This is a genomic window from Salinibacterium xinjiangense, from assembly GCF_014645015.1.
In the GTDB taxonomy this organism is placed as follows: domain Bacteria; phylum Actinomycetota; class Actinomycetes; order Actinomycetales; family Microbacteriaceae; genus Rhodoglobus; species Rhodoglobus xinjiangensis.
In genome coordinates this window covers 137,775-162,152 of the sequence record NZ_BMLC01000003.1, presented here as the reverse complement: position 1 = coordinate 162,152, position 24,378 = coordinate 137,775, and the positions used below count along the sequence as shown (strand labels likewise).

The following is a 24,378-nucleotide window of genomic DNA, read 5'->3' as shown; positions in this document are numbered from 1 at the left end:
GAACAGTGCAACTACCCCAACAGATAGGACACTCCTGTTGTCCTATACTGTGGATAAATGCTGCTCGCGAGTCTCACCCAGGTGCTTGCCGCGCCCCTCCCCGACGTTGCTTCCAGCCTCTCGGGGCTGCTCAACAGTTACATCCACCACTCAACCCTCGCGATCCTTGCCGAGGAGAACGTGGAACACCCGGTGAAGCAACATGGCGCTGCGCCCGACAGCGACCTGCTCACCTTCACCGAACTCGACAGGGTCCGGACCGGTCTCGAACCGGGAGCCATGGGGGTGCTGCTCATCCGGGTCGGGACAGGGTCCCGTCGCGCCTTCACGGCTGTCGCCGACTCCGGTGCGTTGCTCGTGCTTCTCGACCCTGGGCAGATCGTGTCGGAGCAGCTCGTGATGCAGCTATGGCAGATCGTCGCACTGCGAATGCGGCAACGTGCCAGCGAGGCATCCCCCGACTATCTCCTCCAATCGCGAGCCGCATCGAGCGTGCGCGCCAAGGCTGTCGCAGAGCTCGCGGATCACCACTCTGCCGTGCTGGACTCGCTTGTGTCCGTGCTGCGTTCGCCAACGCTGGACGACCGATCCGCACGGCAAACCGCGACGCGACTCACCGCAGCCGCACTCGTACAACTGCGCACGTCAACAGACCGCGTCCGCACCTTCAACGAAGAGCCGGTGAGCCAGGCGTTTGAGCGACTTCGGGACGACCTGCGGCCGCTCGTGAGGTATCGCGACATCGATGTGCAGTTCATCGAGCCGCCCGTCGACGGCAGGGCGCTGCCGAGCGAGGTAGCACACGGGGCTCGGGCTGTGGTGCGAGGGGCGATCCTCGCTCTCGTCGACCAGCCTTCCGTCGGCAAAGTTCGGGTGCAGTGGGACTGCGACGGCCGGAATCTCCTGATCGGCGTTCGGGATGACGGCCCGGGCGAACTCTCGATCGACAGCGCACAACTTCAGCCCCTGGCCCAGCGGGTGCTCGCGCTCAGCGGCGAATTGAGCCTGAATGCCACTGTCGGCTGGGGTACGGAGATGTCAGTGGTCCTGCCCCTCGATCCGCCGCCCGTTCGAGGCGACGAGAATTCATCATGGGATCTGCGGCCGCGCGAACTCGAGGTGCTCGGACATCTCGCGACCGGGCGGCGCTACCGCTCCATCGCCGAAAACATGGGGATCAGCGAGAACACCGTCAAATTCCACGTCTCGAAGGTCTTCCGCAAACTCGGGGTCGGATCACGGGCCGAGGCTGTTGCGCTGGCGTTCGAGCATCGAGCGCCGTTTTCCTAGTCGTGGTCGCGGCCCGTGGTGCCCTCGGCAGGATTCGAACCTGCGACCAAGAGATTAGAAGGCTCCTGCTCTATCCCCTGAGCTACGAGGGCGGGAATCGTCCCCCACGATACAGCGTCGCGGGTCAGACAGCTTTTGCGAGCGCCACCAGGACCTGGTTCACCGTCGGCACCCCTTCGGCCCTGAATACCTCTGAGCCGTCATCTCCCACCACAACGACGGTCGGGGTGACTCGGATACCGGCTTTCTCAGCCTCAGCGGCGTCACGGACCACATCGAGTTCAGCAATGTGCGCCGCTGGGACGAGGGCGGCCACTTCGAGGAGCACCCCGCGTGTCACCATGCATGGTTCGCAGAAATTCGACGAGAAGAAAAGTAGGTTCATCGTTACCTGAACGTCGCGGGGTTTCGCAGGATCCCTAGGCGTCGTACCGTTCTTCAACGGCCTCGATGGGGTCGCTGTCTTTCTGGTCCCAGGTGTATGTGACCTGCACCTGCTCACCGACGCGCTTCGCGACCGGAGCGCCGTACTCGAGCTGGGTCTCCTTGCCGTCGAATGCGGCGATGACCGTGATCTCAGTCTCCCAGGTTCCATCGGTGCTGATGCGGGTATCGGTGCGACCGTCGTAGGGTCCAGCGGTGTAGAACACCACGTATTCCTCGCCGCGGGAGATCTCAGGAGCTGTGTCAGTCATGAGTCAGTCTTATCAGACCCGTCTGCCGGTTGTCTCCGCGCTCCCACAACAGGATCGCGAGGCTACACAGCGTGGTTGAACACCAGGACGATGGATACGGCTCCGGCGCGCCCAGCTGATCGGGCTCGCAGTGATTGTCGCTGCACACCCCTCGCTGGGCTCGGTAGCAATGTCACCTCGGCAACGCCGAACTTGGTGGCCGCGGGGAGCGAGAGCAACCGAGTCGAAGCCGACGCCATCACTGCGGGGGAAGTGGGCTGACCACAGCCGCTCCGGCCAGCGCCACACCCCGACGGTAAGCTTGCGCCATGGCTTCCCACTCTGACCTTCTGGTCTGGATCGATTGCGAAATGACCGGACTCGACATCTCAATCGACGAACTCGTGGAAGTGGCCGTCGTGATCACCGATTACGACCTCCAGCCCCTCGATCCCGGTTTCTCGATCGTGATTAAGCCGGATCAGGCATCCTGGGACAACATGGGTGAGTTCGTGCGCAACATGCACACCGAGAGTGGTCTTATCGAGGAAGTAGCCAACGGGGTGTCTCTCGCCGACGCCGAATATGCCGTCAACGAGTACATCCTGCGTTTCGTCCCGACGCCGCAAAGCGCCCCGCTGGCCGGTAACACGATCGGCACCGACCGCACCTTCCTCGCGAAGTACATGCCCCGCGTCGACAGCCACCTGCACTACCGGAGCATCGACGTGTCATCCATCAAAGAACTGTCACGACGCTGGTTCCCCCGCGTCTACTTCAACGCCCCGTCGAAAGATGGCGGTCACCGGGCGCTCGCAGACATCCGGGAATCCATCCGCGAGCTCGACTACTACCGCAAAGCGGTCTTCGTTCAGGAGCCCGGCCCCACTACTGAGCAGGTCCAGGCGATCTCGACCGAGGTCGTCGAGCAGTTCGCCAAGCGAGGCTGACTCGCTACCCTGACCGCACGATGCCCGGTTTTGGATTCGTCGTTGAGGCATTACACTCAAGAAGTCGCCAAGCGTGAAACTGCGCGTGGCCATGGTGGGCGTAGCTCAGTTGGCAGAGCGCTGGCTTGTGGAGCCGGAAGTCGCGGGTTCGAGCCCCGTCGTTCACCCCATCGGAAACGGTCTGACCCAGGTCAGGCCGTTTCTTTTTGTACCGGGTTATTTTGTGCGCTGAGCAGAAGTCGCAAGGGGGATGGATGTCGATCCCAACCCTCGAGCGCGACACCACTCTCGACACTGCTGGGTTGCCAGACACCCCCTGGGTCACGATCGTCTGGAACGATCCGGTGAATCTGCAGTCATACGTGTCGTACGTCTTCCGAAGTTATTTCGGACACCTCCGCCCTGAAGCCGAACGGCTGATGCTGCTCGTGCACAACGAGGGACGGGCGGTAGTGGCATCAGGAGGCAGGGAAGAGATGGAGCGCCACGTCGAGGCTATGCACGACTTCGGCCTGTCCGCCACCCTTGCGAAGGATGACGCGTGACCCCGTTCGAGCATTCGGGCGCCGTCATTACCGCCCGGCTGCAGGGCTTCGAGGCGGAGCTGCTGGGTGACCTGGCGGGCCAGCTCATCGTGCTGCTGGGCGAGAGAGCACCGCACGCGCGAGCAGAGACCGAGCCGCACGGCGACTCGGAACTGGTATCGGCCGCCGCACTGCTCGCGCAACTGGGGATAGGTGGTTCAGAGAGCGCGCCGCTGGATCCGGCTCTCGCACGACTTCTTCCGGATGCGTACCGCAACGACGATGCCGCTTCGACCGAGCATCGTCGACTCACCGAGATGGGGCTCGTCGAACGCAAGATCGCCAACGCGAATCTCGTCATGGCGACACTCACGACCGATCCCGTCGAACTCACCGAGCCTGCAGCGCAATCGTGGCTGAGAACTCTCACCGACCTCAGGCTGACCCTTGCCGCCAGGCTCCACATCGAAGAAGACGGGGACGACGGCACCGGAGACGAGGCGATGCTCGGCGTCTACGAGTGGCTCGGCTACCTGCAGGGCACACTGCTTGACGAGATCGAACGGATGGCGGGTGAGCGTGAATTCTGAACAGGTAGACGCCGAACAGTTCGAGAAGCTCGTGATCGACGAGCTCGACCTGTTACCGGACGACATGGTCGACGGTCTCGACAACGTGATCTTCGTGACGGACGACCGCCCGGAGGATGGATCACTGGATGTGCTCGGGCTTTACGACGGGGTGGCACTGACGGAACGGGGCAACTACGGCTTCGGGGAACTGCCGGATCGGATCATCCTCTACCGGGAACCCCTGCTGGGTGTGTCTGCCGATCTCGACGAACTGAAAGAGCAGATTCACGTCACCCTGGTGCACGAAATCGCCCACTTCTACGGCATAGACGATGAGCATCTCCACGAACTCGGCTGGGGCTGAACGCGTGCCCTTGCGCCGGGGCCCCTTCGGGGCAACGTAAGATTCCCGTTGAGGTTCTGATCAGGAGGCACCGTGTTTTCGGCACAGCGAGCGACGTCAGTGGTTCTATCTGCCGCGATCGTGTTCGGGCTCGGTGGCTGCTCTCTCATCGAACCGCAGGGTACAGAGGTGCCCCTCTCGGGAATCGCAGCCTGCGCGCAGGGCCACACCTGGAAGCTTGACATGGCCAAGCTGGCTGAAGACGTCAAGGCCAACATCGGAGCGCAAGGCGTGGCCGCCGAAGTCGCTATCGACGGCACGCAGACGATGACCTGGGACATCGACGGCGCTGTCGTGATCGAGTCCGCGTACACCCTGACGATGACGACTGTTCCCGCAGAGGGCCAGTTGCAGACCGTCACCACCACCCACACCGGCAAAGCTACCGGGGCCTCATATATCAACGAGAACATCGCGATCCCTCGCAACTGGGATGCGACCGGCACCATCATCAAGACGGTGGGGGATCTGAACGGTGCCCCGCTCGACCCCGTGCCGTACAGCGTGCTGAATGCCGACCTGAATGATGCGGTTGGGGTCGAACTGACATGCGACGGCGACGCACTCACCACCCATCCCCGTGGAGGCGGAGTGACCCAGGCCTGGATCAAGGGCTGAATAGTTCAGGGCTGAATAGTTCAGGGCTGAGTAGTTCCGGGCCGCGCTGCGCGGCTGACACTGTCGACAATTGCGGCGGTATCTACCCCATCCACCACCATGCTCGCGAGCGTTCGCGGGTTCTCCCTCGCCATGAAGCGTTCCTCCTGGGCCGCCCAGCGTTCCCAGAATGGCGCGTAAGCGTCTCCATCGCGCTGCAGGGCGCGCGACTTGCGGGTCGCATCGTCGAGGTCGACCCAGACCGCGACATCCGCCAACGCCCTCGATGACCTGCTGATTGCACCGACGCCCTCGATGACGATGGGAGCGGATGCATCGAGCTGATGCCAGGCGCCGGGTGCTTCCGCCGACCAGTCCCAGGCTCGCCAGCGTGCCGTGATGAGGATCGAGGCGACGGCGACGCTGCCACGATCCAGCCCATCCCAGCCCGGGTAGAGGTCGTCGAGTCTCACAAGCTGGGATCCGGGCCAGCGGTCGACCAGCGCGCGCGCCAGTTCGGTCTTGCCCGAACCGGAGCGGCCGTCGATGAGAACTCTCGTTGCCGCGTCGGTTCTCAACGGGTCAGGGGCCGACAATGAAATTCCACCTTCCGGATGCCACGGCAGCGACGATAGCGACCAGTCCGATCGACAGCCCGGCGGCCATCACGAGCCACTCTCGCGCGCCCCAGGGGGATTCACGAGCCCAGGTCCGCTGCACGTCAGCCCCGAATCCTCGAGCCTCCATGGCCGTGGCCAGGGTGCTCCCGCGGCGGATGGACAGCACGAACAGTGCGAAGGCCTGCCCGGCCAGCCGACGGATCCGCCCACTGTCTGCGACCCCGCGTGCACGGCGGGCGAGTTCGAGAGAGCGCCAGTCGTCCAGGAACAGCGAGATGAGTCGCATACCGGCGAGGGCACCCAGCACGAACCGGGCAGGCAGCCGCAGCCGCTGAGCAAGACCGTCGGCCAGTTCCGTCGGATCGATGGTCACGAACAGCACGACGGCCGGAAGCCCGATCGCCAGCACCCGCAGCACCGTCGCGATGGCCAGCGTGATCGAGCCTTCACTCACGCGAGCGAAGGCGAACTCGAAGAAGACGGTGCCCTCGGTACGTCCGTACAGGGCGATCGTGACGCCGGTGAGTGGAGCCGCCACCCAGACCGGCAGAGTTCGCAGCCAGAACTGCCGTGCTGGCATCCTGATGAACACGAAGACCACCAGTTCGAGCACCAGCGCGACACTCGCCGAAACCCAGTCGATCGTCAGCACGAGGCACAGCGCAAGCAGCAGCGTCGCACCGAGCCGGGCCACGGGGTTCACGGGAATCACGGGGTTCACAGGAATCGCAGGGTTCACGGCGGTCACGCGAGGGTCACGGTGGAGTCGGCGAGCGCATCCATGAGGTCGAGGTCATGGGTTATCGCAACGAGGGCTGTGCCATCCCCGACCAGCTCGGCGAGCAGAGCGACGAGCTCGGCCCAGGTGCGGGAATCCTGTCCGAAGGTTGGTTCATCCAGCACGAGGACTCCCGGCCGGGTCGCCAGCAACGTCGCCACGCTCAGCCGGCGTTTCTCGCCGCCGGAGAGAGTGAACGGGTTTGCTTCGGCGAGTCTTCCCAGTCGCAGCCTCTCGAGCAACTCCGTCACCCGTGAATCGATTTCGGCGGCAGCCAGGCCGAGGGCTTTGGGGCCAACGGCAAGCTCAGCACGCACCGTCGACGCGAGAAATTGGTGCTCCGGCTGCTGGAACACGGTGCCGATGCGGGTCAACAGTTGCCGGGAACGCCAGGTGATCGGATACGGCCCAGCCCCGGCTGCAAGCGCTTCGCTCGCGGTCACCACTCCCCCGACCGGCGGCAACAGCCCGGCGAGAGTGAGCCCGAGAGTCGACTTCCCTGTGCCGTTCGCTCCGGTGATCGCGAGGGTGGCACCGCTCAGGATCGTCAGGTCGAGCCCGGACTGCACGGCCTCGCGAGCCCTCCCGGCGGCGAGCCCATGAGTGTCGAGCACCGCGATCCGCTCCCGCCCTGCCCGCCGGGGCGGATGCACCGGTGGATGGCCCGCGACCCAGACCCCGCCAGCGGCGAGTTCCACACCGCGCGCCTCCAGCACGCTGGCGGGATCCCCGTCGGCGACCACACCGGCTCCCGCGCCGAGCACGACCACCCGATCGACGACGTGCTGCCACACCGCCACCCGGTGTTCGATCACCACGAGCGTCGCTCCGGTGTCGTGCGCCACCCTCGCCACGGCGTCCCGCACGTCGGTAACACCGTCGGGGTCGAGGTTCGCGGTCGGCTCATCGAGCAGGATCAGGCCGGGCCGCATCGCTAACACTCCCGCGAGCGCCAGTCTCTGCTTCTGCCCTCCCGAGAGAGCTGTGGTCGAACGGTCGAGCGGGACGGAGAGCCCGACAGACTCGAGTGATTCACGAACCCGCCGCCACGTCTCATCCCTCGGCACACCGAGGTTCTCGCAACCGAAGGCGACATCGTCACCGACTCTCGCGAGGATCAGCTGGCTGTCTGGATCCTGGAGCACCAGCCCTGCGCGACCGGGGGCTGGCCTCCGCCCATCGATAAGCATGGTGCCTTCACGGTCGCCCTCATCGTCGGCGAGCACACCGGCAAGCGCATGGAGCAGCGTGGACTTGCCTGCACCGGATGCCCCGAGCAGGAGCACCCGCTGCCCGGGCTCGATGCTGAGGTCGAGGCCGCGAACAGCCCATGCGAGGCGCCCCGCGTGCCGCCATCCCCAGCCGGAGATGGCGACAGACGCGGGGATGATCGTGCTCAGACGCGTTTCGCGATCTCTCGACCCGCCGCGAACCGATTGAGCGCACCGGTGCGGGCCAGCCCGCGCATCGCGAGCCACGAGAGCAGGCCCGCGATGAGCGCTCCGCCCACCATGGCCGAGATCGTGTAGATCACGATGAACGGGGTATCGGAGCCCGGGTACCAGAGCGTGAGGTCGGTCACGGCCATGCCGATTCCCGCTCCCACGCCGGCGAGGATCGCGACCCCGAACCGCCAGTTGGCGTACAGGAAGATCGCGAAGACCAGTTCGGCGCCGAGGCCCTGCACCGCCCCACTGACGAGAGTGAGTGGCCCCCACTGGTTGCCGATGAGAGCCGAGACGGTCGCCGCGACGAGCTCGCCGTAGAGGGCCGCTCCCGGCTTGCGCACGACGATGGCGGTCAGCACACCGGCGAACAACCAGAATCCGCCACCGACTGCCTGCAAGCCGGGAAGAAGCGCCGCAAGAGGGTCTGTGATGGGATTGGATGCGACGTTCCATGCCACGAAGACGAGCCCGCTCGCAACGCCGATGACGCTGGCCACGACGATATCGACGACGCGCCAGCGGAAGCGCGAACCCAGCGTCGAAGGCAGCGCAGTGGGGAGTGTTGTCGTCATTTCGTGCCTTTCGAATGAAACGGCACGGGTTTCGAGATTGCCTCCCTGCGCTGGCATGATCCATATCAGGTTCGACGGTCGAAGCTTGGAGAAGCTTCCTCTCAGCCCGGCTCACCGGACTCCCGTGTTCTTCCCGATCTTACGACAGATTCCCGGCCGCGGTGTCGTCGAGCAGCACCAGCAGCCTCGAGACCGTCCTGAGATTTCGAGCCGTGGCATCACGTCCGAACTGCCGCCAGAACGACGGCTTCAGCTTCGTCTTCGATATTCCGTCTGGCATCCACTGGTAGGCAGCCTCGGCGCCGATGGCGACGAGTTCGGGGGCGAGCCCATCCGGCACCTCCACATGCGCCGGAACACTGGACATGAAGGTGATGGTGAGTTTCGACTCGTCGCCCTCAAATGGGAACGCGGCAGCAATCCGCCGGAAGCGCACGGCGTCGATGACGAGGATGGTCGTGGTCACCCCGGTCTCGCAGGCGATCTGCTTCTCGAGCGCCGCCGTATCTACGTTCCCGGTGAATACGACGTTCCCGCTATTGAGCACGGTCACGACGTCTGTCGCACCAGCTTCTTCGAAGGCGGTGCGCAGCACTGCCATCGGGACCTTCGTCGTGGGGCCCACGTTGATTCCGCGCAGCAGCGCGACCGAGCGCGCGCCCTCGACTACTCCGTCGATCTCTGCTCCCTGCGCAATTCGCTTGCTTTGTTCAACAACTCGCCAGCGCGCATGGCCTTCAGTGCCGGATACGCCGACATCAGGATCGCCATCGGCGCCCGCAGCGCGATATTGCGCACTTTGTGCTTCTTATACGTTCGCTCGAACCGCATGACATAGCTGTAGAACTCGCGCGGATTATCGTCGAGTCGCCGGGCCGACATGCCGGTCACCATGTCCGAGGAGTACACGACCTTCCGCGCATGCTCGTGGAGGTGGATCGAGAGATCGATGTCCTCGTGGAGTTCGTCGTCCGCGTCGAGGCACGCCTCAGACCGGATGAGCTGCCAGGCCGTTGCTCGGAGGGCCATGTTGCTGCCGAACAGCAGATGATAGTCCCGTGTTATCACGATCATGGCTCGCCGGATGGCGTTATCCGCGATGGCACCGAATCGGCGAAGCGGCATGTCGTAGTAGATGACCGGGCCGGTGCACGCCGCCACCTCGGGGTCGGTGAACGCTTTCTGCACCTCCTCGACCCAGGTCGGCTCGAGCACCGAGTCTGAGTCGATCCGTCCGAGAATGTCGCCGCGCGCCTGGTCGAGTCCGAAGTTGCGCGTCGGGATGAGGCCCTGCACGTCCTGCTGCTGCAGGTACTTCAGGGGCGCATCCGGAAAAGCGAGCTGCAGGGCATGGACGACCTGGGCCGTGCCATCCGTCGACATGTTGTCGACCACGATCACCTCGAGCGCAGCGACAGTCTGGTCGAGCGCCGCAAGCACGCACGCCTTGATCGTGTCTTCCTCGTTCCATGCCGGAATCACGATGGACACGGTGGGACGGGTCTGGACCATGCTGACAACCTAGCCGAGTCGTTTCGGCACAGGCGGTTCCGACTCCACCGGTTTCATGGCAGATAGCCGGAGAATTCTCCGAGCACAACCCCCCTGGGTGCATTTCCGGCGCTGCCTAGAATCGACGCCGGAGGTTCTTTACATGCAATCTGACAACCTGCTTCACCCACGAATAAAGACATCCGCCTCGACATCATCTCGATGCACGAATGGCGGGTCTGCGACCGGCGATACCCGGAGCGCGACGCACGGAGTGTGCTCCGCGCCGTTGAACGTGACCGGTTCACCCATCACGCAACGTACATCCAGCCCTCCGGTAGCGTGGAGTTACATGAGCCTCTCGCAACAGCAACCGCATCTTCTTCGGTCGACTGAGTCATGGTAGAAAACTGGCCGGGAACGGCATATCCCCTAGGCGCGACCTTCGACGGCAGTGGAACGAACTTCGCGATCTTCAGCGAAGCTGCCGAAAAAGTCGAGCTGTGCCTCTTCGACGACGGCGTGGAGACACGCATCCCCCTGACCGAGGTCGATGCCTTCATCTGGCATGCTTACCTCCCCACTGTGCAGGCTGGACAGCTCTACGGCTACCGCGTCTACGGGCCGTACGACCCGGCCAACGGTGCGCGCGCCAACGGATCGAAGCTGCTGCTCGACCCGTACGCGAAGGCCACCAGCGGCGACATCGACTGGGACCAGTCACTGTTCTCCTATACCTTCGGCGACGAGGATTCTGAGAACAACGAGGATTCCGCCAGCCACATGATGCGCGGCGTCGTCGTGAACCCCTTCTTCGACTGGACGGGCGAATCCTCCCCGAGGATCGCCTACAACGACACCGTCATCTACGAGGCGCACGTCAAAGGCCTGACGGCGACGCACCCGGACATCCCCGAGGAACAGCGCGGCACCTACGCCGGTATCGCCCATCCCGCCGTGATCGAGCACCTTCATAAGCTCGGGATCACCGCGATCGAACTGATGCCAGTACACCAGTTCGTGAACGACTCGGTGCTGCAGGACCAGGGGCTCTCGAACTACTGGGGTTACAACACGATCGGCTTCTTCGCGCCGCACGCCGCCTACTCCTCTACCGGCGATCACGGGCAGCAGGTGCTCGAGTTCAAGAGCATGGTGCGAGCGCTGCACCACGCCGGCATCGAGGTCATCCTCGACGTCGTCTACAACCACACTGCAGAGGGAAACCACCTCGGCCCGACCATCTCCTTCAGGGGAATCGACAACGCCGCGTACTACCGGCTCGTCGATGACGACATGAAGCACTACATGGATTACACGGGCACCGGTAACTCCTTCAACGTGCGTCACCCGCACTCGCTCCAGCTGATCATGGATTCGCTGCGCTACTGGGTGACCGAGATGCACGTCGACGGGTTCAGGTTCGACCTGGCATCCACCCTTGCCCGCGAGTTCTACGACGTCGACAAGCTCTCGACCTTCTTCGAACTCGTGCAGCAGGATCCAGTGGTTTCCCAGGTGAAGCTGATTGCCGAGCCCTGGGACATCGGCCCCGGTGGCTACCAGGTCGGAAATTTCCCACCGCAGTGGACGGAGTGGAACGGCAAGTACCGCGATACCGTCCGCGACTTCTGGCGGGGCGAGCCTGCAACGCTCGGCGAGTTCGTGAGCCGGTTGAGTGGATCGCCTGAACTGTATGAGGCGTCGGGTCGGCGGCCAGTGGCATCCATCAACTTCGTCACAGCCCACGACGGATTCACGTTGCGCGACCTCGTGTCGTACAACGAGAAGAACAACGTCGCCAACGGTGAAGACAACAACGACGGTGAGTCGCACAACCGCTCGTGGAATGGCGGAGCCGAGGGCGAGACCGATGATGCGGTAGTGCTCGAGATCAGGGCACGCCAGCAGCGCAACTTCATCACCACGCTGTTCCTGTCGCAGGGTGTGCCGATGCTGCTTCACGGTGACGAGATGGGACGCACCCAGAACGGAAACAACAACACCTACGCGCAGGATTCCGAGCTGAGCTGGGTCGACTGGGCGAATATCGATGAGTCGCTCATGGCGTTCACGTCGATGGTGGCGACGCTCAGGGCCAACCACCCGGTCTTCAGGCGCAAGCGGTTCTTCACGGGACGACATGTCAGGCGCGCAGAAGGCGAGCCGCTGCGAGACGTCGAGTGGATGAGCACGGATGCATCTGCGATGACCGACGAGGACTGGGACGTCGACTACGTCAAGTCGATCGGCATGTTCCTCAATGGTGATGGCATCAGGGCCAGGGACGCGCGCGGGCAGGACATCAGCGACGCGAACTTCCTGCTCTACTTCAACGCCTCGGACGAGGGAGTGACATTCGAGCTCCCGTCCGCCGAGTACGGAGCCAATTGGGATCTCGTGCTCGACACCTCCATCCCCACCGCGCCAGAGGGCAACGTGCTCGCTGGAGAATCCATCACGGTCGGCGGACGTTCCGTCATAGTGCTGCGTGCTGGTGAGGAGAAGACATCCTGAGCATCCCGATCTCGACCTACCGGCTTCAGGTCAGGGCTGGATTCGACCTGAATACCGCTGCCGACCTCGTCGACTACCTGCAGCTGCTGGGCGTCGACTGGGTCTACCTGTCGCCGCTCCTCGCCGCCGAGCACGGGTCTGACCACGGCTACGACGTGATCGATCACTCCATCATCGACCCGGCGCGCGGCGGAGCTTCTGGGCTCGATGCCCTGTCGGCTGCGGCACACGGCCGTGGCATGGGTGTGCTCGTCGATATCGTGCCAAACCACGTCGGCGTCGCGAGTCCCGCGACGAATCCGTGGTGGTGGGACCTGCTCAAGCGCGGCACGGCCTCGCGCTATGCAGAGGCCTTCGACGTGGACTGGGATTTCGGCAACGGTCGCATCCGGATCCCGGTACTCGGCGACGAGGAGTCCCCGGAGTTCTCGATCGTCGACGGCCAGCTCGCGTACTACGACCAGCGCTTCCCGATCGCCGAGGGCACCGCCGACGACGGGGTTGACGCTCGAACCGTCCACCACCGGCAGCACTATGAGCTCGTGAACTGGCGTCGAGCAGATTCCGAACTCAACTACCGCAGATTCTTCGCCGTCAACTCGCTTGCCGGGATCCGGGTCGAGGTGCCGTGGGTTTTCGACGAGTCCCACGCCGAGATCGTGCGCTGGTTCGACGAGAAACTCGTCGACGGGTTGAGGGTCGACCACCCCGACGGTGTGCTCGACCCCGGCGCCTACCTCGACGACCTCGCGAGGGCGACCGGTTCGGCCTATGTGCTGGTCGAGAAGATCCTCGAGGGCAGCGAACGTATGCCCACCCACTGGCAGGCCGCAGGAACGACCGGATACGACGCGCTCGGCGACATCGACCGTGTGCTCGTCGACCCGGCCGGCCGTCATCGGCTGGATCGGCTCGACGCGAGCATCGACGATGCGCCGAAACAGCCGTGGCCTGACCTCATCCACGACACGAAACGGGCGATCGCCGACGGCATCCTGAGGTCGGAGATCCTGCGGATCGCGAGGATGCTGGCCGACGAGACCGACGCCCTGTCGACCGGCGAGGCTGACGATGCTCTCGCCGAGATCGCGGCATGCTTCCCGGTGTACCGCTCATACCTTCCTTACGGTCTCGAGCATCTCGAGCAGGCCGTATCCGATGCGCGTCATCGCAGGCCCGACCTGGATGACGCCTTCGACGTACTGCTTCCCTTACTCAGCGACCCGTCGAACCCGGCGGCCCAGAGGCTGCAGCAGACTACCGGCATGGTCATGGCCAAGGGCGTGGAAGACACCGCGTTCTACCGGTACTCACGACTCGCGTCGCTCACCGAGGTCGGTGGCGATCCCTCCGAATTCTCGATTGACCTCGACGAGTTCCACTCCCGACAGGAGAAGCGGCACGCAGTCTTCCCCGCCTCGCTGACGACGCTCAGCACTCACGACACCAAGCGTGGCGAGGATGTGCGAGCCCGCATCGACGTGCTCTCCGAGATTCCCAGCGAATGGCGGTCGACACTGACCAGCCTGCGTGAACTCGCACCCCTCGGTGACGGACCGCTCGAGAACCTCCTCTGGGAGTCGATCGTGGGCACGTGGCCCGCATCCCGTGAGCGCCTGCACGCCTACGCCGAGAAGGCGGCCAGGGAGGCCGGGAACTCGACAGCCTGGGCGGCCCCCGATGAAGACTTCGAGGCCAGGATGCACGCGCTCGTCGACAGCGCCTTCGACAACCCGCGCGTGGCAGGGATCGTCGCGACCATCGTGGAGCGCGTATCGCCACCCGGCTGGTCCAACTCTCTCGCGGCCAAACTGATCCAGCTGACCGCGCCGGGTGTCCCGGACGTGTACCAGGGCAGCGAACTGTGGGAGACCTCCCTTGTCGATCCCGACAACCGCCGGGACGTGGATTTTGTTCAGCGTCGAGCCCTGCTCACCGCGATCGATGGCGGGGAGCATCCACCGATCGATTCGACGGGTGCCGCAAAACTGCTCGTGACGAGTGCAGCCCTTCGCCTCCGTCGAGATCACCCCGGGCTCTTCACACGCTATGCGCCGATGTCGGCGATCGGCGAGGCTGCGGAGCACCTCGTCGCCTTCGACCGCGGTGGCGCCGTGACCCTCGCCACCCGGTTGCCCGTCCGGCTGGAGGCTCGCGGCGGCTGGGGTTCGACGACGGTACTGCTGCCACAGCGGCCGATCGTCGATCTCATCACCGGCGTCGAATACGAGGGCGGCGAACTGGAGGTCGGCGTGCTGCTGGCTCGCTATCCCGTGGCACTGCTCGCAACGAGGGAGCTCTAGATGGCGTTCGAAGTGTGGGCACCACGTGCCACAAAGGTGACTCTGGTTCTCGGAGCCCAGAGCATCGCACTTCACGATGTCGGCGGCGGCTGGTGGTCTCCGCGGTATCGGGCGGAGTGGGTCGACGGGGTCGACTACGGCTATCTCATCGACGATTCCACGACTCCACTTCCGGATCCACGATCACGACGACAGCCCGAAGGAGTACACGGCCTTTCCCGCAGTTTCGACACCGGCGCTTACCAGTGGCGTGACACCACCTGGGCCGGTCGTCAGCTCGCAGGCTCCACGATCTACGAACTGCACATCGGCACGTACACCCCAGAGGGCACCCTCGATTCGGCCATTGCACGGCTGGATCACCTCGTCGGGCTCGGAATCGACTTCGTCGAAGTGCTGCCGGTCAACGGATTCAATGGAACCCACAACTGGGGTTATGACGGCGTGCTCTGGTACACGGTCCATGAGGGGTACGGCGGGCCCGCCGCTTACCAGCGGTTCGTCGACGCCTGCCACGAGCGCGGCCTGGGCGTCATCCAGGATGTCGTGTACAACCATCTCGGGCCGAGCGGAAACTACCTGCCGCAGTTCGGGCCGTACCTCGACGACGCGAGTTCCAACACGTGGGGCACCACCGTGAACCTCGCTGAGCCCGAGGTTCGCGAGTACATCATCGGCAACGCCCTGATGTGGATGAATGACTACCACGTCGATGGGCTGAGGCTCGATGCCGTCCACGCTCTCGTCGATCCGAGCGATAAGCACCTCCTGAAGGAGATGGCGGAGAGAACCGACAGCCTCAGCGAATCCATCGGCAGGCCGCTCACGCTGATCGCCGAGTCTGATCTCAACGACCCGAAGCTGATCACGCCAAGATCCGAGGGCGGCTACGGACTGACCGCACAGTGGAGCGATGACTACCACCATGCAGCTCATGTGAACCTGACGGGTGAAACGATCGGCTACTACGAGGACTTCGATTCGCTCGAAGCGCTCGCGAAGACGATGACTCGCGGCTTCTTCCACGACGGCACATATTCGTCATTCCGGGAACGCATTCACGGCAAGCCGATTGATCGTGGGGCCGTACCCACCTGGCGGCTCGTGACGTTCACCCAGGATCACGACCAGATCGGCAATCGCGCCATCGGTGACAGGCTGACGGCCACGCTCGATGCTGACCAGCAGGCCATCGCTGCCGTGGTGACGATACTCGGCCCGTTCACACCGATGCTGTTCATGGGCGAGGAGTGGGGCGCCACGACTCCGTGGCAGTTCTTCACGTCGCATCCGGAGCCCGAACTCGGCACCGCGACCGCTGAAGGCCGCATCGCCGAATTCGAGAAGATGGGCTGGGATCCGGATTCGGTGCCAGACCCCCAGGATCCGGCGACCTTCGCCCGCTCGAAGCTCGACTGGAACGAACTCGCCGAACCAGCTCACGCTCGGCTCTTCTCGCTGTATCGCGAGCTGATCGCCCTGCGCCGCGAGCTGCCCGGCCTCACGGACCCGGCGTTCGATTCGGTCAACTGCGAGTTCGACGATGCGGCGAAATGGTTCAGGATGGATCGGCCCGGCGTCAGCGTATTGATCAACTTCTCGACTGTGCCGCTGGAGGTTCCCGCCCCGGCGGGGCAGGTGCTGCTGGCGACCTCTGGCAGACCGGAAGTGAGCTCGGGTTCCGTCGCCCTTCCCGCACACAGCGCGGTAGTTCTCCGCACCTGACGGGCGGCCTCGCGAAAGCGAGCCGAATGATACCTGATCCAGAGCAACTGTCAAGCACTTTTGCTGGACGCCGGTCAGTGGTGCAATCACCACATACCCCCCTGTCGGAAGGCGACCAATGTCGATCAGTCAACTGCCCCACGCCCCCTCACATGCTCGCGCAGCGGCACCATCGGCGGCGTTCCGCCGCGAACGATTCGAACCGTCTATCACTCTCGTCCGTGATGACGTGTACGCAGTCCTCGACATATGCGAAACCATGGGTTTCGTTGAACGAGTGGGAAGCGTCTACGTCGCGTTGTCCGGCGAGCGTCAGATCAGGGCCGTCGAGGTCGGCCAGTCGCTCTCGTGGGACGTCGCGGTCGAGATGGTGTGTCTCGCTCATCATCGCGGCCGGCGGGCGAATCCGAGTTGAGCGTCCGGACGATTCGTCGCTCCACGCTTACGCGGTGACGAAGTCGATCAACTGTTCGACCCTGCCGAGCAACTGCGGCTCCAGGTCGGTGTAGCTGTCGACGCGCGACAGGATGTGTTGCCAGGCACGGGCAATGTCTGCCTGCTCGTCGTGCGGCCAGCCCATCGCCTCGCAGATGCCGTGCTTCCACTCTGTTCCGCGCGGTATGACCGGCCACGCTGTCATACCCAGTCGTGCCGGCTTCACAGCCTGCCAGACGTCGATGAAGGGATGCCCGACCACAAGCACGTGCTCGCGTGACGTGCCCCGGTGCACCGCATCGGCGATGCGCGACTCCTTGGAGCCGGCGACGAGGTGGTCGACGAGCACACCCACCTTCCGACCGGGTCCCGGGGCGAAATCCCTCAGAATGGATTCCAGATCGTCCACCCCGGCCAGATATTCGACGACCACACCCTCTACCCGCAGGTCGTGGCCCCACACCTTCTCAACGAGTTCGGCGTCGTGTCTACCCTCGACGAAAATGCGGCTGGGAAGCGCAACCCTGGCTCGTTGTCCCTCGACAGCCACAGAACCCGAGGCGCTGCGCATCGGTGTCGAGGCCTTCGGCAGCGGGCGCACGAGCTTCACCGGACTGCCATCGACAAGGTAGCCAGCACCGAGAGTGAATGTGCGGATGGCGCCGGCGCGATCCTCGAGCTCTATCATCCCGTTCGCGTATGCCACGATGGCGCCCACGAATCCGGTGCCGGTCTCCTCGAGAACCAGCCCGCGCTCTATCGGCAGCTCGAGAATCGGCGCCGGTCCCCTTTGCTTGCTGAAACCCGCGAGAACGTCGCTGCCGTACCGGTCATCACTCACCATTCGAGGCTAGCCGACGGTGCACGCGAGCGCGTTCAGACCCCCCGGCACGGATCAGAAGCCGAAATCTCCTCCGCCGAAGTCCCCTCCGCCGCCGAAGTCGCCTCCGCCGTCCGCGCTCGCGTCAGCGCTGGAATCCGAACCCGTGTCGGCCCCGGAGTCTGCTGCCGCATCCTGGCCACCGAGATCGGGCATGAACGCCGAGACAAGTGCCGACCCGATCACGTATCCGGCTACCGTACCGAGAATGGTGCTTCCCACCATGCTGCCAAATCCCGGGCCCTGAAACGATCGTTCCATGGTGCCGGGCTGGCGCAGTTCAGACCGCGTCGCCGATGAGGCCAGGGACGCGGCATCCTTTCCCCTGGGCGCTTCACCCGCCGGAGCATTGTGCGACAGGTCGTCGAAGATCTTCGATCGCTGCTCATCCGTCAGCTTGGCGAATGCCTCGGCATGTACCTGCTCAATGGTCTCGGGCGGAGCTGTGCGCAGCAGGTATCGGTAACGCTCGACCGCGATGTCATCATCGCTGCGAGGTGCCGCGCCCTGTCGCGCTGGGGGTGGTGGCGCCTGGTCGGGCGCGCCGAAAAGCCTGTCAAAAAATCCCATGATGTTCTCCCAGCCGCAGGCGGGCGCCCACTGCATACAGCGTACGGTTTGAATCTGGTAACCCGATCGGATCAGACTACGAATTGACGTGTGCGACGAGCCAGGGATACGGATCGATCATGACATCGTCGATGATGATGCTGAGGTGCAAGTGCGCGCCAGTCGATTGGCCGGTAGATCCGACGAGCGCGAGCTGCTGCCCGCGCAGCACGACGTCACCGACGCTGACAGCAAGGGACCTTTCCTGCAGATGGGCGTAAAGACTCGACACCACCTGCCCGTCGACGACATGTTGAACGATGACCTTATTGCCGTAGCCGGTGGAATCCCAGCCAGCCTCGGTCACGACACCCGCCGAGATGGCCTGGACGGGAAATCCGGACCCTGGGTTGAAATCGGTGCCAGAGTGGTCGGTCGAGCATCCGTCACAGTCCCTCAAGCCGAACCCGCTGCTGATCGGGGTCGACACGAGCACGGGCCACTGGACGACCGAGAATGTCGAGATCGCAAAACCGTCACGCTGGGGTGCCGGTCTCGTGGCAGGCGATGTGGTCAGCGCCTGCACTCGCACCGCCTCCCCGTCGGCCGCGGATGCGAACGCTTCCTGCGGTAGCGATGGGAGGCTCGAGAGCAGCCCGAGCACGGCGATGACCGCAAGCATCAGGGCCCGGTGTCGCGAACGGATGACGCGAAGGATCCCGTGCGGGCGGGCTGGATGGATCGGGGGCACGTCCGATGCGGGCGTGCGGGATTCGTGGAGCAAGCGAATGTACTTTCGAGATCGGCGCGTGCAGACGCACAGCCCGTGCAGACGCACGGCGCGTGCGCAAACGGCACGGAAAGAGGGGTAGTCGGCACCTTGGGCGGTGCGGTGCGGCCTCGAAGGGAGCTCTCAATTTGGCGGTGCTATCGCGCCGGGGCTCACTCAGTCCTGGGGGATTTCCCTACTACCACTCTGACGGACGACCCTGTGTGATTCATGTACACGCATCAATCGCGACCGAGGGGCCGTCAACATCGACGCGATGACGACTCCGACGATGGCACCGCCTGCCGACCAAGCCACATCACTGAGTCGCGCGTAGCCCGCCGGCATCCATGCGGATTGTGCTGCCTCGATCCACACAGCGGCCAGGACGCTGAACGCGAATGCAGCCCACCAGAGTCGCCGGCCGAGCAACAGCAAAAGCAACACCCCGACGGGCACGAACGCGATGACCGGCCAGTACCACGAGTCACGTGCGTGTGCCGGACCCGGCATGAACGTCGCGAAGACGAGCAGCGTGAGATACACGAGAGTGACGCTGAACAACATCATCCTTCTCGCACTCATTGCTCCAGTATCACCCGGAGTCCTTCGCGAAAGGTGTGAGTAGCGTGAGCGGCAGGTGGGAGCACTCGCACCGCTGGGAATCGTTCCCGGGCTTTTGCTGTTGCTACTCTCGAATCGATACCGGAGACGCACTATGACACAGGACTGGCTTGAACTTCAGAGGCGAGCTCATCAGGAGTTCGACCAGCGGCTTGCGGAGATCAGCGACTGGGATGCCTCCACCCCTGCGACCGAATGGACTGTGCGGGATCTCGTGCGCCACGTCATCGAGGAGCAGCAGTGGGTTCCGTACCTGCTGGCAGGTTCATCGATCGCGGTGGCCCGTAAAGAACTGGAACCACTGAGGGATGAACTGCGCGCCGAGTGGCAGTTGTATTCCTTCGCGGCCACCACCGCCTGGGAGGCGACATCGCCCGACATCATGGTGCAGTTGTCATACGACACGGTCACGATGGAGGAGTACCTGCGCGAGCAGGTCGCCGACGTGACCATTCACACCTGGGACCTGTCGCGTGCCATCGGTGCCGAAGAGACCATCGATGCCAGTCTGGTGGAGGCCGTCTGGACGGTCTTCGAACCGCAGAAAGAGACCCTCGCAGCGAGCGGCCTTTTTGCCTCCCCTGTGCCGGTTCCGGATGACGCGCCGCTCCAGCAGCGCCTTCTTGCCGTCACCGGCCGCGACCCGCGCTGACACGAACAGCGCTGACACGAACAGCGCCCGCACGAACGGCGCTCACGTGAACGGCGCTGACACGAACGGTGCTGGGAGCCTCCGCTATCTCGACAGCAAGCCGGTGAGCACCAATTCGCGCAATGAAGGCAGGAGTTCGGCCGTCAGCTCTGCCTCGTCGACCTCGAGCAGTTGCGCGACCGCGGCACAGATCGCGCCGACGGATAGCGTTCCATCGCACGCGCCGACCACCGCGGCCAGTGCGGTTCCGAGCGGAACGGTGCGTGAGAAACCCGCGCCCTGCCGCAGGTCCATCACGGTGGGATGCTCGTCGCCCGGCCAGTAGTGCCGCTGCTCTGTGACGTCGGGTGCGACAGTAAGGCTGGCGCGGGCGAAGGCCGCGTCATCCACCGAATGAAGCCAGTCTGCGGCGGCGAATAGCGCGGCGATATGCGTGCCCAGGGAATCGGCGAGCGGCGCCTCGAGTCGTTCGAACCGTCGACAGGTCGGCCCTCCCGATAGCGGCCTGCGAAGCGTGACGTAACCGAAGCCGACCTCGGTGACTCCTCTCGACTCGAAGTCGTCGAGCCAGGCGCCGTACAGCCGGTCGAATTCCGGGCCGGGAAGCGTTCCTCCATCGCGGATCCAGGTCTCCGCGTATCGCTCGACCGTTTGCCGTTCGCGTTCGATCACCCAGGCATCGAGACCGGTGAATCGCACCCACTGCTCGACCCGTGCGAGCCCATCGGCAGCGCCGTACTCCCAGTTGCCAAGCAACTGGGCGATTCCGCCGGGGATGAGCCGCGACTCGACATCCTTGATCACGGATGCCACGATCCCATCCCCGATCATCCCGCCATCCCGGTATTCGTAGGCGGGCACGCCGTCCTGGCCACGCGGAGTGATCACGAATGGCGGGTTCGATACGACGTGACCGAATCTCTCGCCAAGCACCGGGTCGAACAGGCTGCCGAGACGCAGCTCGATGTTCGTGATGCCGTTGAGCTCGGCATTGAAGGCCGCGAGTTCGAGCGCTCGCACCGAGATATCCGTAGCGATCACCCGGGTGGCGTGACGGGCGGCATGGAGGGCCTGGATTCCGCAACCTGTGCCGAGATCGAGAGCGAGATCGACGGGCTCTGAGATCATCAGGCCACTGAGAGTGGTGGATGCCCCACCTACGCCGAGCACATGATTCTCGGGAATCGGGGTGCCGAGGGCGAGCTCTCCGAGGTCTGACGCGATCCACCAGCTGACCAGGCCGCGACCATCGGCAAAGGAGTACGGGCGCAGGTCGAGTCGAGGGGCACCCTCCACGGTTACGAGACCGAGCTCGACCGCTCCGGCCAGCCCGAGCGTCGGGAGTGCTGCGTCCACGTCGACCGGGTCGGCAGCAAGGCCGAGCACGAACACCCGAGCCAGCGTGGAGAGCGGCGTGGTCGACGTGATGCGCCGGAGGGCGGGCACCCGCTGGCCGCGGTGCAGGGCTGCCGAGGCATCCTGCCCCCACAGATCGGCCAGAGCGTCGACGGTGAAGTTCGCACTCGAGAGATCCGCCGCGAGATCGGCCAGTGCTGTCATCCGTCCATTCAACCACCGTCGGGAGCAGCACCACCGGTCAGTCGATCAGTCGACGAGTACCGCCAGCACGTTTCCGGCCGGATCCCTGAACCAGCAGATCGGCGGACCGAACTGCGGATCCGGTGGGCGGGAGATTCCGCGTTCGTCTGTGAACCCGTTGTAGATCTTCGTCACCACTCCTCGCGCGTTCAGGTCGTCCACTGCAGCGTCGATGTCCGTGACGGGGAAGTTGAGGATCGTGAAGGTCGCCGGGACATGGTCGGGCTTGGGATAGATGAGAATCACGGCACCGGTCGGCAGGTGAATGTTGAGGAACCCCATGGAGTTGTCGCTGACATCCAGCCCGAGGGTGTCGCGATAGAAGATCCTGGCTTTGTCGATGTCGTCGACCGAAAAGCCACTGAAAGCCGGTGAGTCTGCGAACACGATACTTCTCCCTGCCACGCGCCTGGCGAATATCTTTACGCCATAAACACTGGCATAGGGTCGGGCAAGCGTCTACAGGAGAGGCCCGCCATCCCTACCGCGACCTACGGTCGACCGAACTATCACCACGGGGACCTCGGGCAGGTGCTGCCCACCGCCGGGATAGGGCTGGCGAGTCTGGAGCGGGCCCGTACTCTCCGGCGCGATGCCGCCGGAGCGAAGCACACAGGCAGAATTTCTCGCGTCGTCGGCAGTGCACGGATTCGCCCTGTCGCTCATCGATGCCCGATTCACCGACTCATGATGATCGGTGCCGCCTAGGTAGGGTGGATATGTGAAACCGCTTACCCCCGCCGACATCCGTGCGAGTTTCGTCAACGCCACCCGGGGTGAGGCCGAACGAGTTCCGATGCCGGGGCTGCATGACGTGATCTGGGCCGACCGCGAATATCTGGGGTGGCGCGACCAACAGGCTCACCAGCGCGCATATCTGGTGCACTGGGTCGACGAGAGGCCTGTCGGGATTCTGCTGCGCTCATCCGAATTCTCGCTCCAGCCGGGCATCGCAGCAATGTGCTCGCTGTGCCGGATCACCCGCCGCTCCGACGAGATCAGCCTGTTCTCAGCGCCCCGGTCAGGGCAGGCTGGTCGTGACGGCAACACGATCGGCACGTATCTCTGCGACGACCTGGCATGTTCCCACCTCATCAGGATCCTGCCGCCGGCGCATCCCATGCAACCATCGCCCGACCAGGTACTCGCAACACGCACCGCCGGGCTCATCTCCCGCATGCAGGCCTTCACCGCCAGCGTGATGAACTCGGCCTGACCCCAGCCAGCGGTAGCCCCGACCTTCGCGTTGGTCAACCCCTGTTGCCCGTGTGACCGAGGTTGCAGGGTGGAGATATGACACACGACGACGACCTGAAGACGATCAACGACATCATCAAGAGCACGAGATTCGCGTCAGTCACCACTCGCACGTCGACCGGCGACCTGGTGAGCCGCCCACTCGCCGTGCTGGGCCATGAGTTCGAGGGAACCGTCTGGTTCTTCACACAGGAACCCAGCCCGAAAACCGCCGACATCGCGTTCGACGAGCACGTCAACGTCACCTATATCGATGGTCAGAACACCGTCTCGCTGGCTGGCATCGCGACGGTGAGCCGCGACCAGGCTCGGATCGACGAGTTCTGGAACCCCTTCGCGGGGTCGTGGTTCGAAGACGGCCGGGCAGACCCGACCGTCGCACTCCTTCAGGTGGACGCCACCAGCATCGAGTATTGGGACATCGACAAGCCCGCAATCGCGCGAGCGTTCGAGGTCGTGAAGGGGATCATCACCCGATCGACACCGAATGTCGGAGAGAACCGCACCATCCAGCTCTAAAGCAAAGCCCGCCGCGCTTTACGCGGTTGTCCCGGTTGCCTGCCGCGACACTTCACGGGCGATGGGTGGCAGCACCCTCCTCATGTACGGAGCCCACAGCAGCCTGACGATCAAAGCCGCGATCCAATTCCTGCCGGGTTTGCCGAAAAATGTGTAGGTCCAGCTGATCTGTGTGCCCGTCTCTACACGTTCGAATCGCCACTCCGCCCTGGCGCCGGAGACGAGCGACCCGAACAGCTTCTGGAAGTCGCTGAGCTCATACGCGAAGTAGGTGGGAGAGTCAGTGTCCGTGATCGTCTCGATAACGTGGCCGCCATCAGACAGCATGAGTTTGCGGGTTCGCCCGACGGTGTCCCAGGTTCCGCTCTGGTCGTGGACAGCGACGACTGCAGGCAGCAGCCCCGACCGGGGATAGAACTTCGCCGGGTCGAGAGGGCCCGAGATTTCGTATGCCTGTTTCGGGGTGGCGATCGCCACCGCGACAGACGTTGCGCTCGTGCCTGGCATCTGGACCCTTTCGATTGACTGCTCTTCGTAGCGCATGACAGTTTCGATAGGGACCCATTCAGGCGCAGTGCGCGGCAGTGCCAGGGCAGTCTGATCCCGCGGTGTTCTCGCCGATACAACAGT

28 protein-coding genes and 2 tRNA genes are annotated in these 24,378 nt (G+C 64.1%); 14 read left to right on the top strand and 16 right to left on the bottom strand.

The features are described from left to right. Positions 1–57: 57 nt before the first annotated feature. On the top strand, positions 58–1,290 hold the full coding sequence (locus IEW81_RS10910) for a helix-turn-helix transcriptional regulator (RefSeq protein ID WP_097061308.1): 1,233 nt from the start codon (positions 58–60) through the stop codon (positions 1,288–1,290). 16 nt (positions 1,291–1,306) lie between these two features. Here the strand turns inward: IEW81_RS10910 and IEW81_RS10905 are convergent. From IEW81_RS10905 to IEW81_RS10895, 3 genes are all read right to left on the bottom strand, one after another. Further along, positions 1,307–1,382 (bottom strand) — tRNA-Arg (locus tag IEW81_RS10905). 32 nt (positions 1,383–1,414) lie between these two features. Then, positions 1,415–1,633: a thioredoxin domain-containing protein gene (locus IEW81_RS10900; protein ID WP_229671364.1), complete on the bottom strand. Its 219-nt coding sequence runs from the start codon at positions 1,631–1,633 to the stop codon at positions 1,415–1,417. Positions 1,634–1,709: 76 nt separating this feature from the next. Then, positions 1,710–1,985 carry an oligoribonuclease gene (locus IEW81_RS10895; protein WP_097061310.1) on the bottom strand — a complete coding sequence of 92 codons (276 nt, stop codon included), beginning with the start codon at positions 1,983–1,985 and terminating at the stop codon, positions 1,710–1,712. A gap of 308 nt (positions 1,986–2,293) precedes the next feature. Here IEW81_RS10895 and orn point away from each other — a divergent pair, with 308 nt between their 5' ends. The 6 genes from orn to IEW81_RS10865 all read left to right on the top strand — a co-directional run bounded on the left by orn (position 2,294) and on the right by IEW81_RS10865 (position 5,031). Then, positions 2,294–2,914: an oligoribonuclease gene (gene orn / locus IEW81_RS10890; RefSeq protein WP_097061311.1), complete on the top strand. Its 621-nt coding sequence runs from the start codon at positions 2,294–2,296 to the stop codon at positions 2,912–2,914. A gap of 94 nt (positions 2,915–3,008) precedes the next feature. Further along, positions 3,009–3,084: transfer RNA gene (locus IEW81_RS10885), tRNA-His, on the top strand. Positions 3,085–3,168: 84 nt separating this feature from the next. Further along, the gene (gene clpS / locus IEW81_RS10880; protein ID WP_097061312.1) at positions 3,169–3,459 is read left to right on the top strand and encodes an ATP-dependent Clp protease adapter ClpS; all 291 of its coding nucleotides are present in this window, start codon (positions 3,169–3,171) and stop codon (positions 3,457–3,459) included. Next, complete coding sequence (locus IEW81_RS10875; RefSeq protein WP_097061313.1) at positions 3,456–4,028, top strand: DUF2017 domain-containing protein; 573 nt, start codon at positions 3,456–3,458, stop codon at positions 4,026–4,028. Before clpS ends, IEW81_RS10875 begins: the two co-directional genes overlap by 4 nt. A gap of 64 nt (positions 4,029–4,092) precedes the next feature. After that, positions 4,093–4,374 carry a metallopeptidase family protein gene (locus IEW81_RS10870; protein WP_097061486.1) on the top strand — a complete coding sequence of 94 codons (282 nt, stop codon included), beginning with the start codon at positions 4,093–4,095 and terminating at the stop codon, positions 4,372–4,374. Between the two features lie 99 nt (positions 4,375–4,473). After that, positions 4,474–5,031 (top strand): hypothetical protein, encoded by a 558-nt coding sequence (locus IEW81_RS10865; RefSeq protein ID WP_097061314.1) that lies wholly within the window; start codon positions 4,474–4,476, stop codon positions 5,029–5,031. Positions 5,032–5,051: 20 nt separating this feature from the next. On the opposite strand, the gene IEW81_RS10860 is transcribed toward IEW81_RS10865, so the two are convergent. From IEW81_RS10860 to IEW81_RS10840, 6 genes are all read right to left on the bottom strand, one after another. Beyond that, on the bottom strand, positions 5,052–5,606 hold the full coding sequence (locus IEW81_RS10860; protein WP_097061315.1) for a nucleoside/nucleotide kinase family protein: 555 nt from the start codon (positions 5,604–5,606) through the stop codon (positions 5,052–5,054). Continuing rightward, the gene (locus IEW81_RS10855; RefSeq protein WP_229671363.1) at positions 5,593–6,378 is read right to left on the bottom strand and encodes an energy-coupling factor transporter transmembrane component T family protein; all 786 of its coding nucleotides are present in this window, start codon (positions 6,376–6,378) and stop codon (positions 5,593–5,595) included. The genes IEW81_RS10860 and IEW81_RS10855 overlap by 14 nt, the downstream gene beginning before the upstream one ends. Next, positions 6,375–7,808 carry an ABC transporter ATP-binding protein gene (locus IEW81_RS10850; protein ID WP_229671382.1) on the bottom strand — a complete coding sequence of 478 codons (1,434 nt, stop codon included), beginning with the start codon at positions 7,806–7,808 and terminating at the stop codon, positions 6,375–6,377. The genes IEW81_RS10855 and IEW81_RS10850 overlap by 4 nt, the downstream gene beginning before the upstream one ends. After that, a complete protein-coding gene (locus tag IEW81_RS14535; RefSeq protein ID WP_229671362.1) occupies positions 7,805–8,428 on the bottom strand; it encodes an ECF transporter S component in 624 nt (207 codons plus the stop codon). The genes IEW81_RS10850 and IEW81_RS14535 overlap by 4 nt, the downstream gene beginning before the upstream one ends. Before the next feature lie 139 nt (positions 8,429–8,567). After that, a complete protein-coding gene (locus IEW81_RS10845) occupies positions 8,568–9,071 on the bottom strand; it encodes a DUF1697 domain-containing protein (protein ID WP_268236661.1) in 504 nt (167 codons plus the stop codon). Positions 9,072–9,094: 23 nt separating this feature from the next. After that, positions 9,095–9,940 (bottom strand): glycosyltransferase family 2 protein, encoded by an 846-nt coding sequence (locus tag IEW81_RS10840; protein WP_097061318.1) that lies wholly within the window; start codon positions 9,938–9,940, stop codon positions 9,095–9,097. 378 nt (positions 9,941–10,318) lie between these two features. Here IEW81_RS10840 and glgX point away from each other — a divergent pair, with 378 nt between their 5' ends. From glgX to IEW81_RS10820, 4 genes are all read left to right on the top strand, one after another. After that, entirely contained in the window at positions 10,319–12,436 is a 2,118-nt protein-coding gene (gene glgX, locus IEW81_RS10835) for a glycogen debranching protein GlgX (protein WP_097061319.1), read from the top strand. Further along, positions 12,433–14,739 (top strand): malto-oligosyltrehalose synthase, encoded by a 2,307-nt coding sequence (gene treY, locus IEW81_RS10830; RefSeq protein WP_097061320.1) that lies wholly within the window; start codon positions 12,433–12,435, stop codon positions 14,737–14,739. The genes glgX and treY overlap by 4 nt, the downstream gene beginning before the upstream one ends. Further along, positions 14,740–16,464 (top strand): malto-oligosyltrehalose trehalohydrolase, encoded by a 1,725-nt coding sequence (gene treZ, locus IEW81_RS10825; protein WP_097061321.1) that lies wholly within the window; start codon positions 14,740–14,742, stop codon positions 16,462–16,464. It abuts the gene before it with no gap. 118 nt (positions 16,465–16,582) lie between these two features. Beyond that, positions 16,583–16,879, top strand: coding sequence for a hypothetical protein (locus IEW81_RS10820; RefSeq protein ID WP_097061322.1), 297 nt, complete (start codon positions 16,583–16,585; stop codon positions 16,877–16,879). Positions 16,880–16,906: 27 nt separating this feature from the next. Here the strand turns inward: IEW81_RS10820 and IEW81_RS10815 are convergent, their stop codons facing one another. The 4 genes from IEW81_RS10815 to IEW81_RS10800 form a co-directional block, all read right to left on the bottom strand. Next, entirely contained in the window at positions 16,907–17,743 is an 837-nt protein-coding gene (locus IEW81_RS10815; protein WP_097061323.1) for a DUF3097 domain-containing protein, read from the bottom strand. Between the two features lie 51 nt (positions 17,744–17,794). After that, positions 17,795–18,349, bottom strand: a complete 555-nt coding sequence (locus tag IEW81_RS10810) for a hypothetical protein (protein WP_097061488.1) — start codon at positions 18,347–18,349, stop codon at positions 17,795–17,797. A 76-nt stretch (positions 18,350–18,425) separates the two neighbouring features. Next, the gene (locus IEW81_RS10805) at positions 18,426–19,112 is read right to left on the bottom strand and encodes a M23 family metallopeptidase (RefSeq protein WP_097061324.1); all 687 of its coding nucleotides are present in this window, start codon (positions 19,110–19,112) and stop codon (positions 18,426–18,428) included. Positions 19,113–19,274: 162 nt separating this feature from the next. After that, positions 19,275–19,682 carry a VanZ family protein gene (locus tag IEW81_RS10800; RefSeq protein WP_143544710.1) on the bottom strand — a complete coding sequence of 136 codons (408 nt, stop codon included), beginning with the start codon at positions 19,680–19,682 and terminating at the stop codon, positions 19,275–19,277. A gap of 133 nt (positions 19,683–19,815) precedes the next feature. Here IEW81_RS10800 and IEW81_RS10795 point away from each other — a divergent pair, with 133 nt between their 5' ends. Continuing rightward, on the top strand, positions 19,816–20,373 hold the full coding sequence (locus IEW81_RS10795; protein ID WP_097061326.1) for a TIGR03086 family metal-binding protein: 558 nt from the start codon (positions 19,816–19,818) through the stop codon (positions 20,371–20,373). 84 nt (positions 20,374–20,457) lie between these two features. Here the strand turns inward: IEW81_RS10795 and IEW81_RS10790 are convergent, their stop codons facing one another. Together IEW81_RS10790 and IEW81_RS10785 are read right to left on the bottom strand one after the other, a co-directional pair. Further along, positions 20,458–21,933 (bottom strand): DUF7059 domain-containing protein, encoded by a 1,476-nt coding sequence (locus IEW81_RS10790; RefSeq protein WP_097061327.1) that lies wholly within the window; start codon positions 21,931–21,933, stop codon positions 20,458–20,460. A gap of 45 nt (positions 21,934–21,978) precedes the next feature. Next, complete coding sequence (locus tag IEW81_RS10785) at positions 21,979–22,359, bottom strand: VOC family protein (protein WP_097061328.1); 381 nt, start codon at positions 22,357–22,359, stop codon at positions 21,979–21,981. A gap of 334 nt (positions 22,360–22,693) precedes the next feature. On the opposite strand from IEW81_RS10785, the gene IEW81_RS10780 reads away from it, so the two are divergent. Beyond that, positions 22,694–23,188: an FBP domain-containing protein gene (locus IEW81_RS10780; protein WP_097061329.1), complete on the top strand. Its 495-nt coding sequence runs from the start codon at positions 22,694–22,696 to the stop codon at positions 23,186–23,188. Positions 23,189–23,265: 77 nt separating this feature from the next. Next, positions 23,266–23,748, top strand: a complete 483-nt coding sequence (locus IEW81_RS10775; RefSeq protein WP_097061330.1) for a pyridoxamine 5'-phosphate oxidase family protein — start codon at positions 23,266–23,268, stop codon at positions 23,746–23,748. 18 nt (positions 23,749–23,766) lie between these two features. Here IEW81_RS10775 and IEW81_RS10770 read toward each other — a convergent pair whose 3' ends face one another. Beyond that, a complete protein-coding gene (locus IEW81_RS10770) occupies positions 23,767–24,255 on the bottom strand; it encodes an SRPBCC family protein (RefSeq protein ID WP_097061489.1) in 489 nt (162 codons plus the stop codon). Positions 24,256–24,378 lie beyond the last annotated feature (123 nt).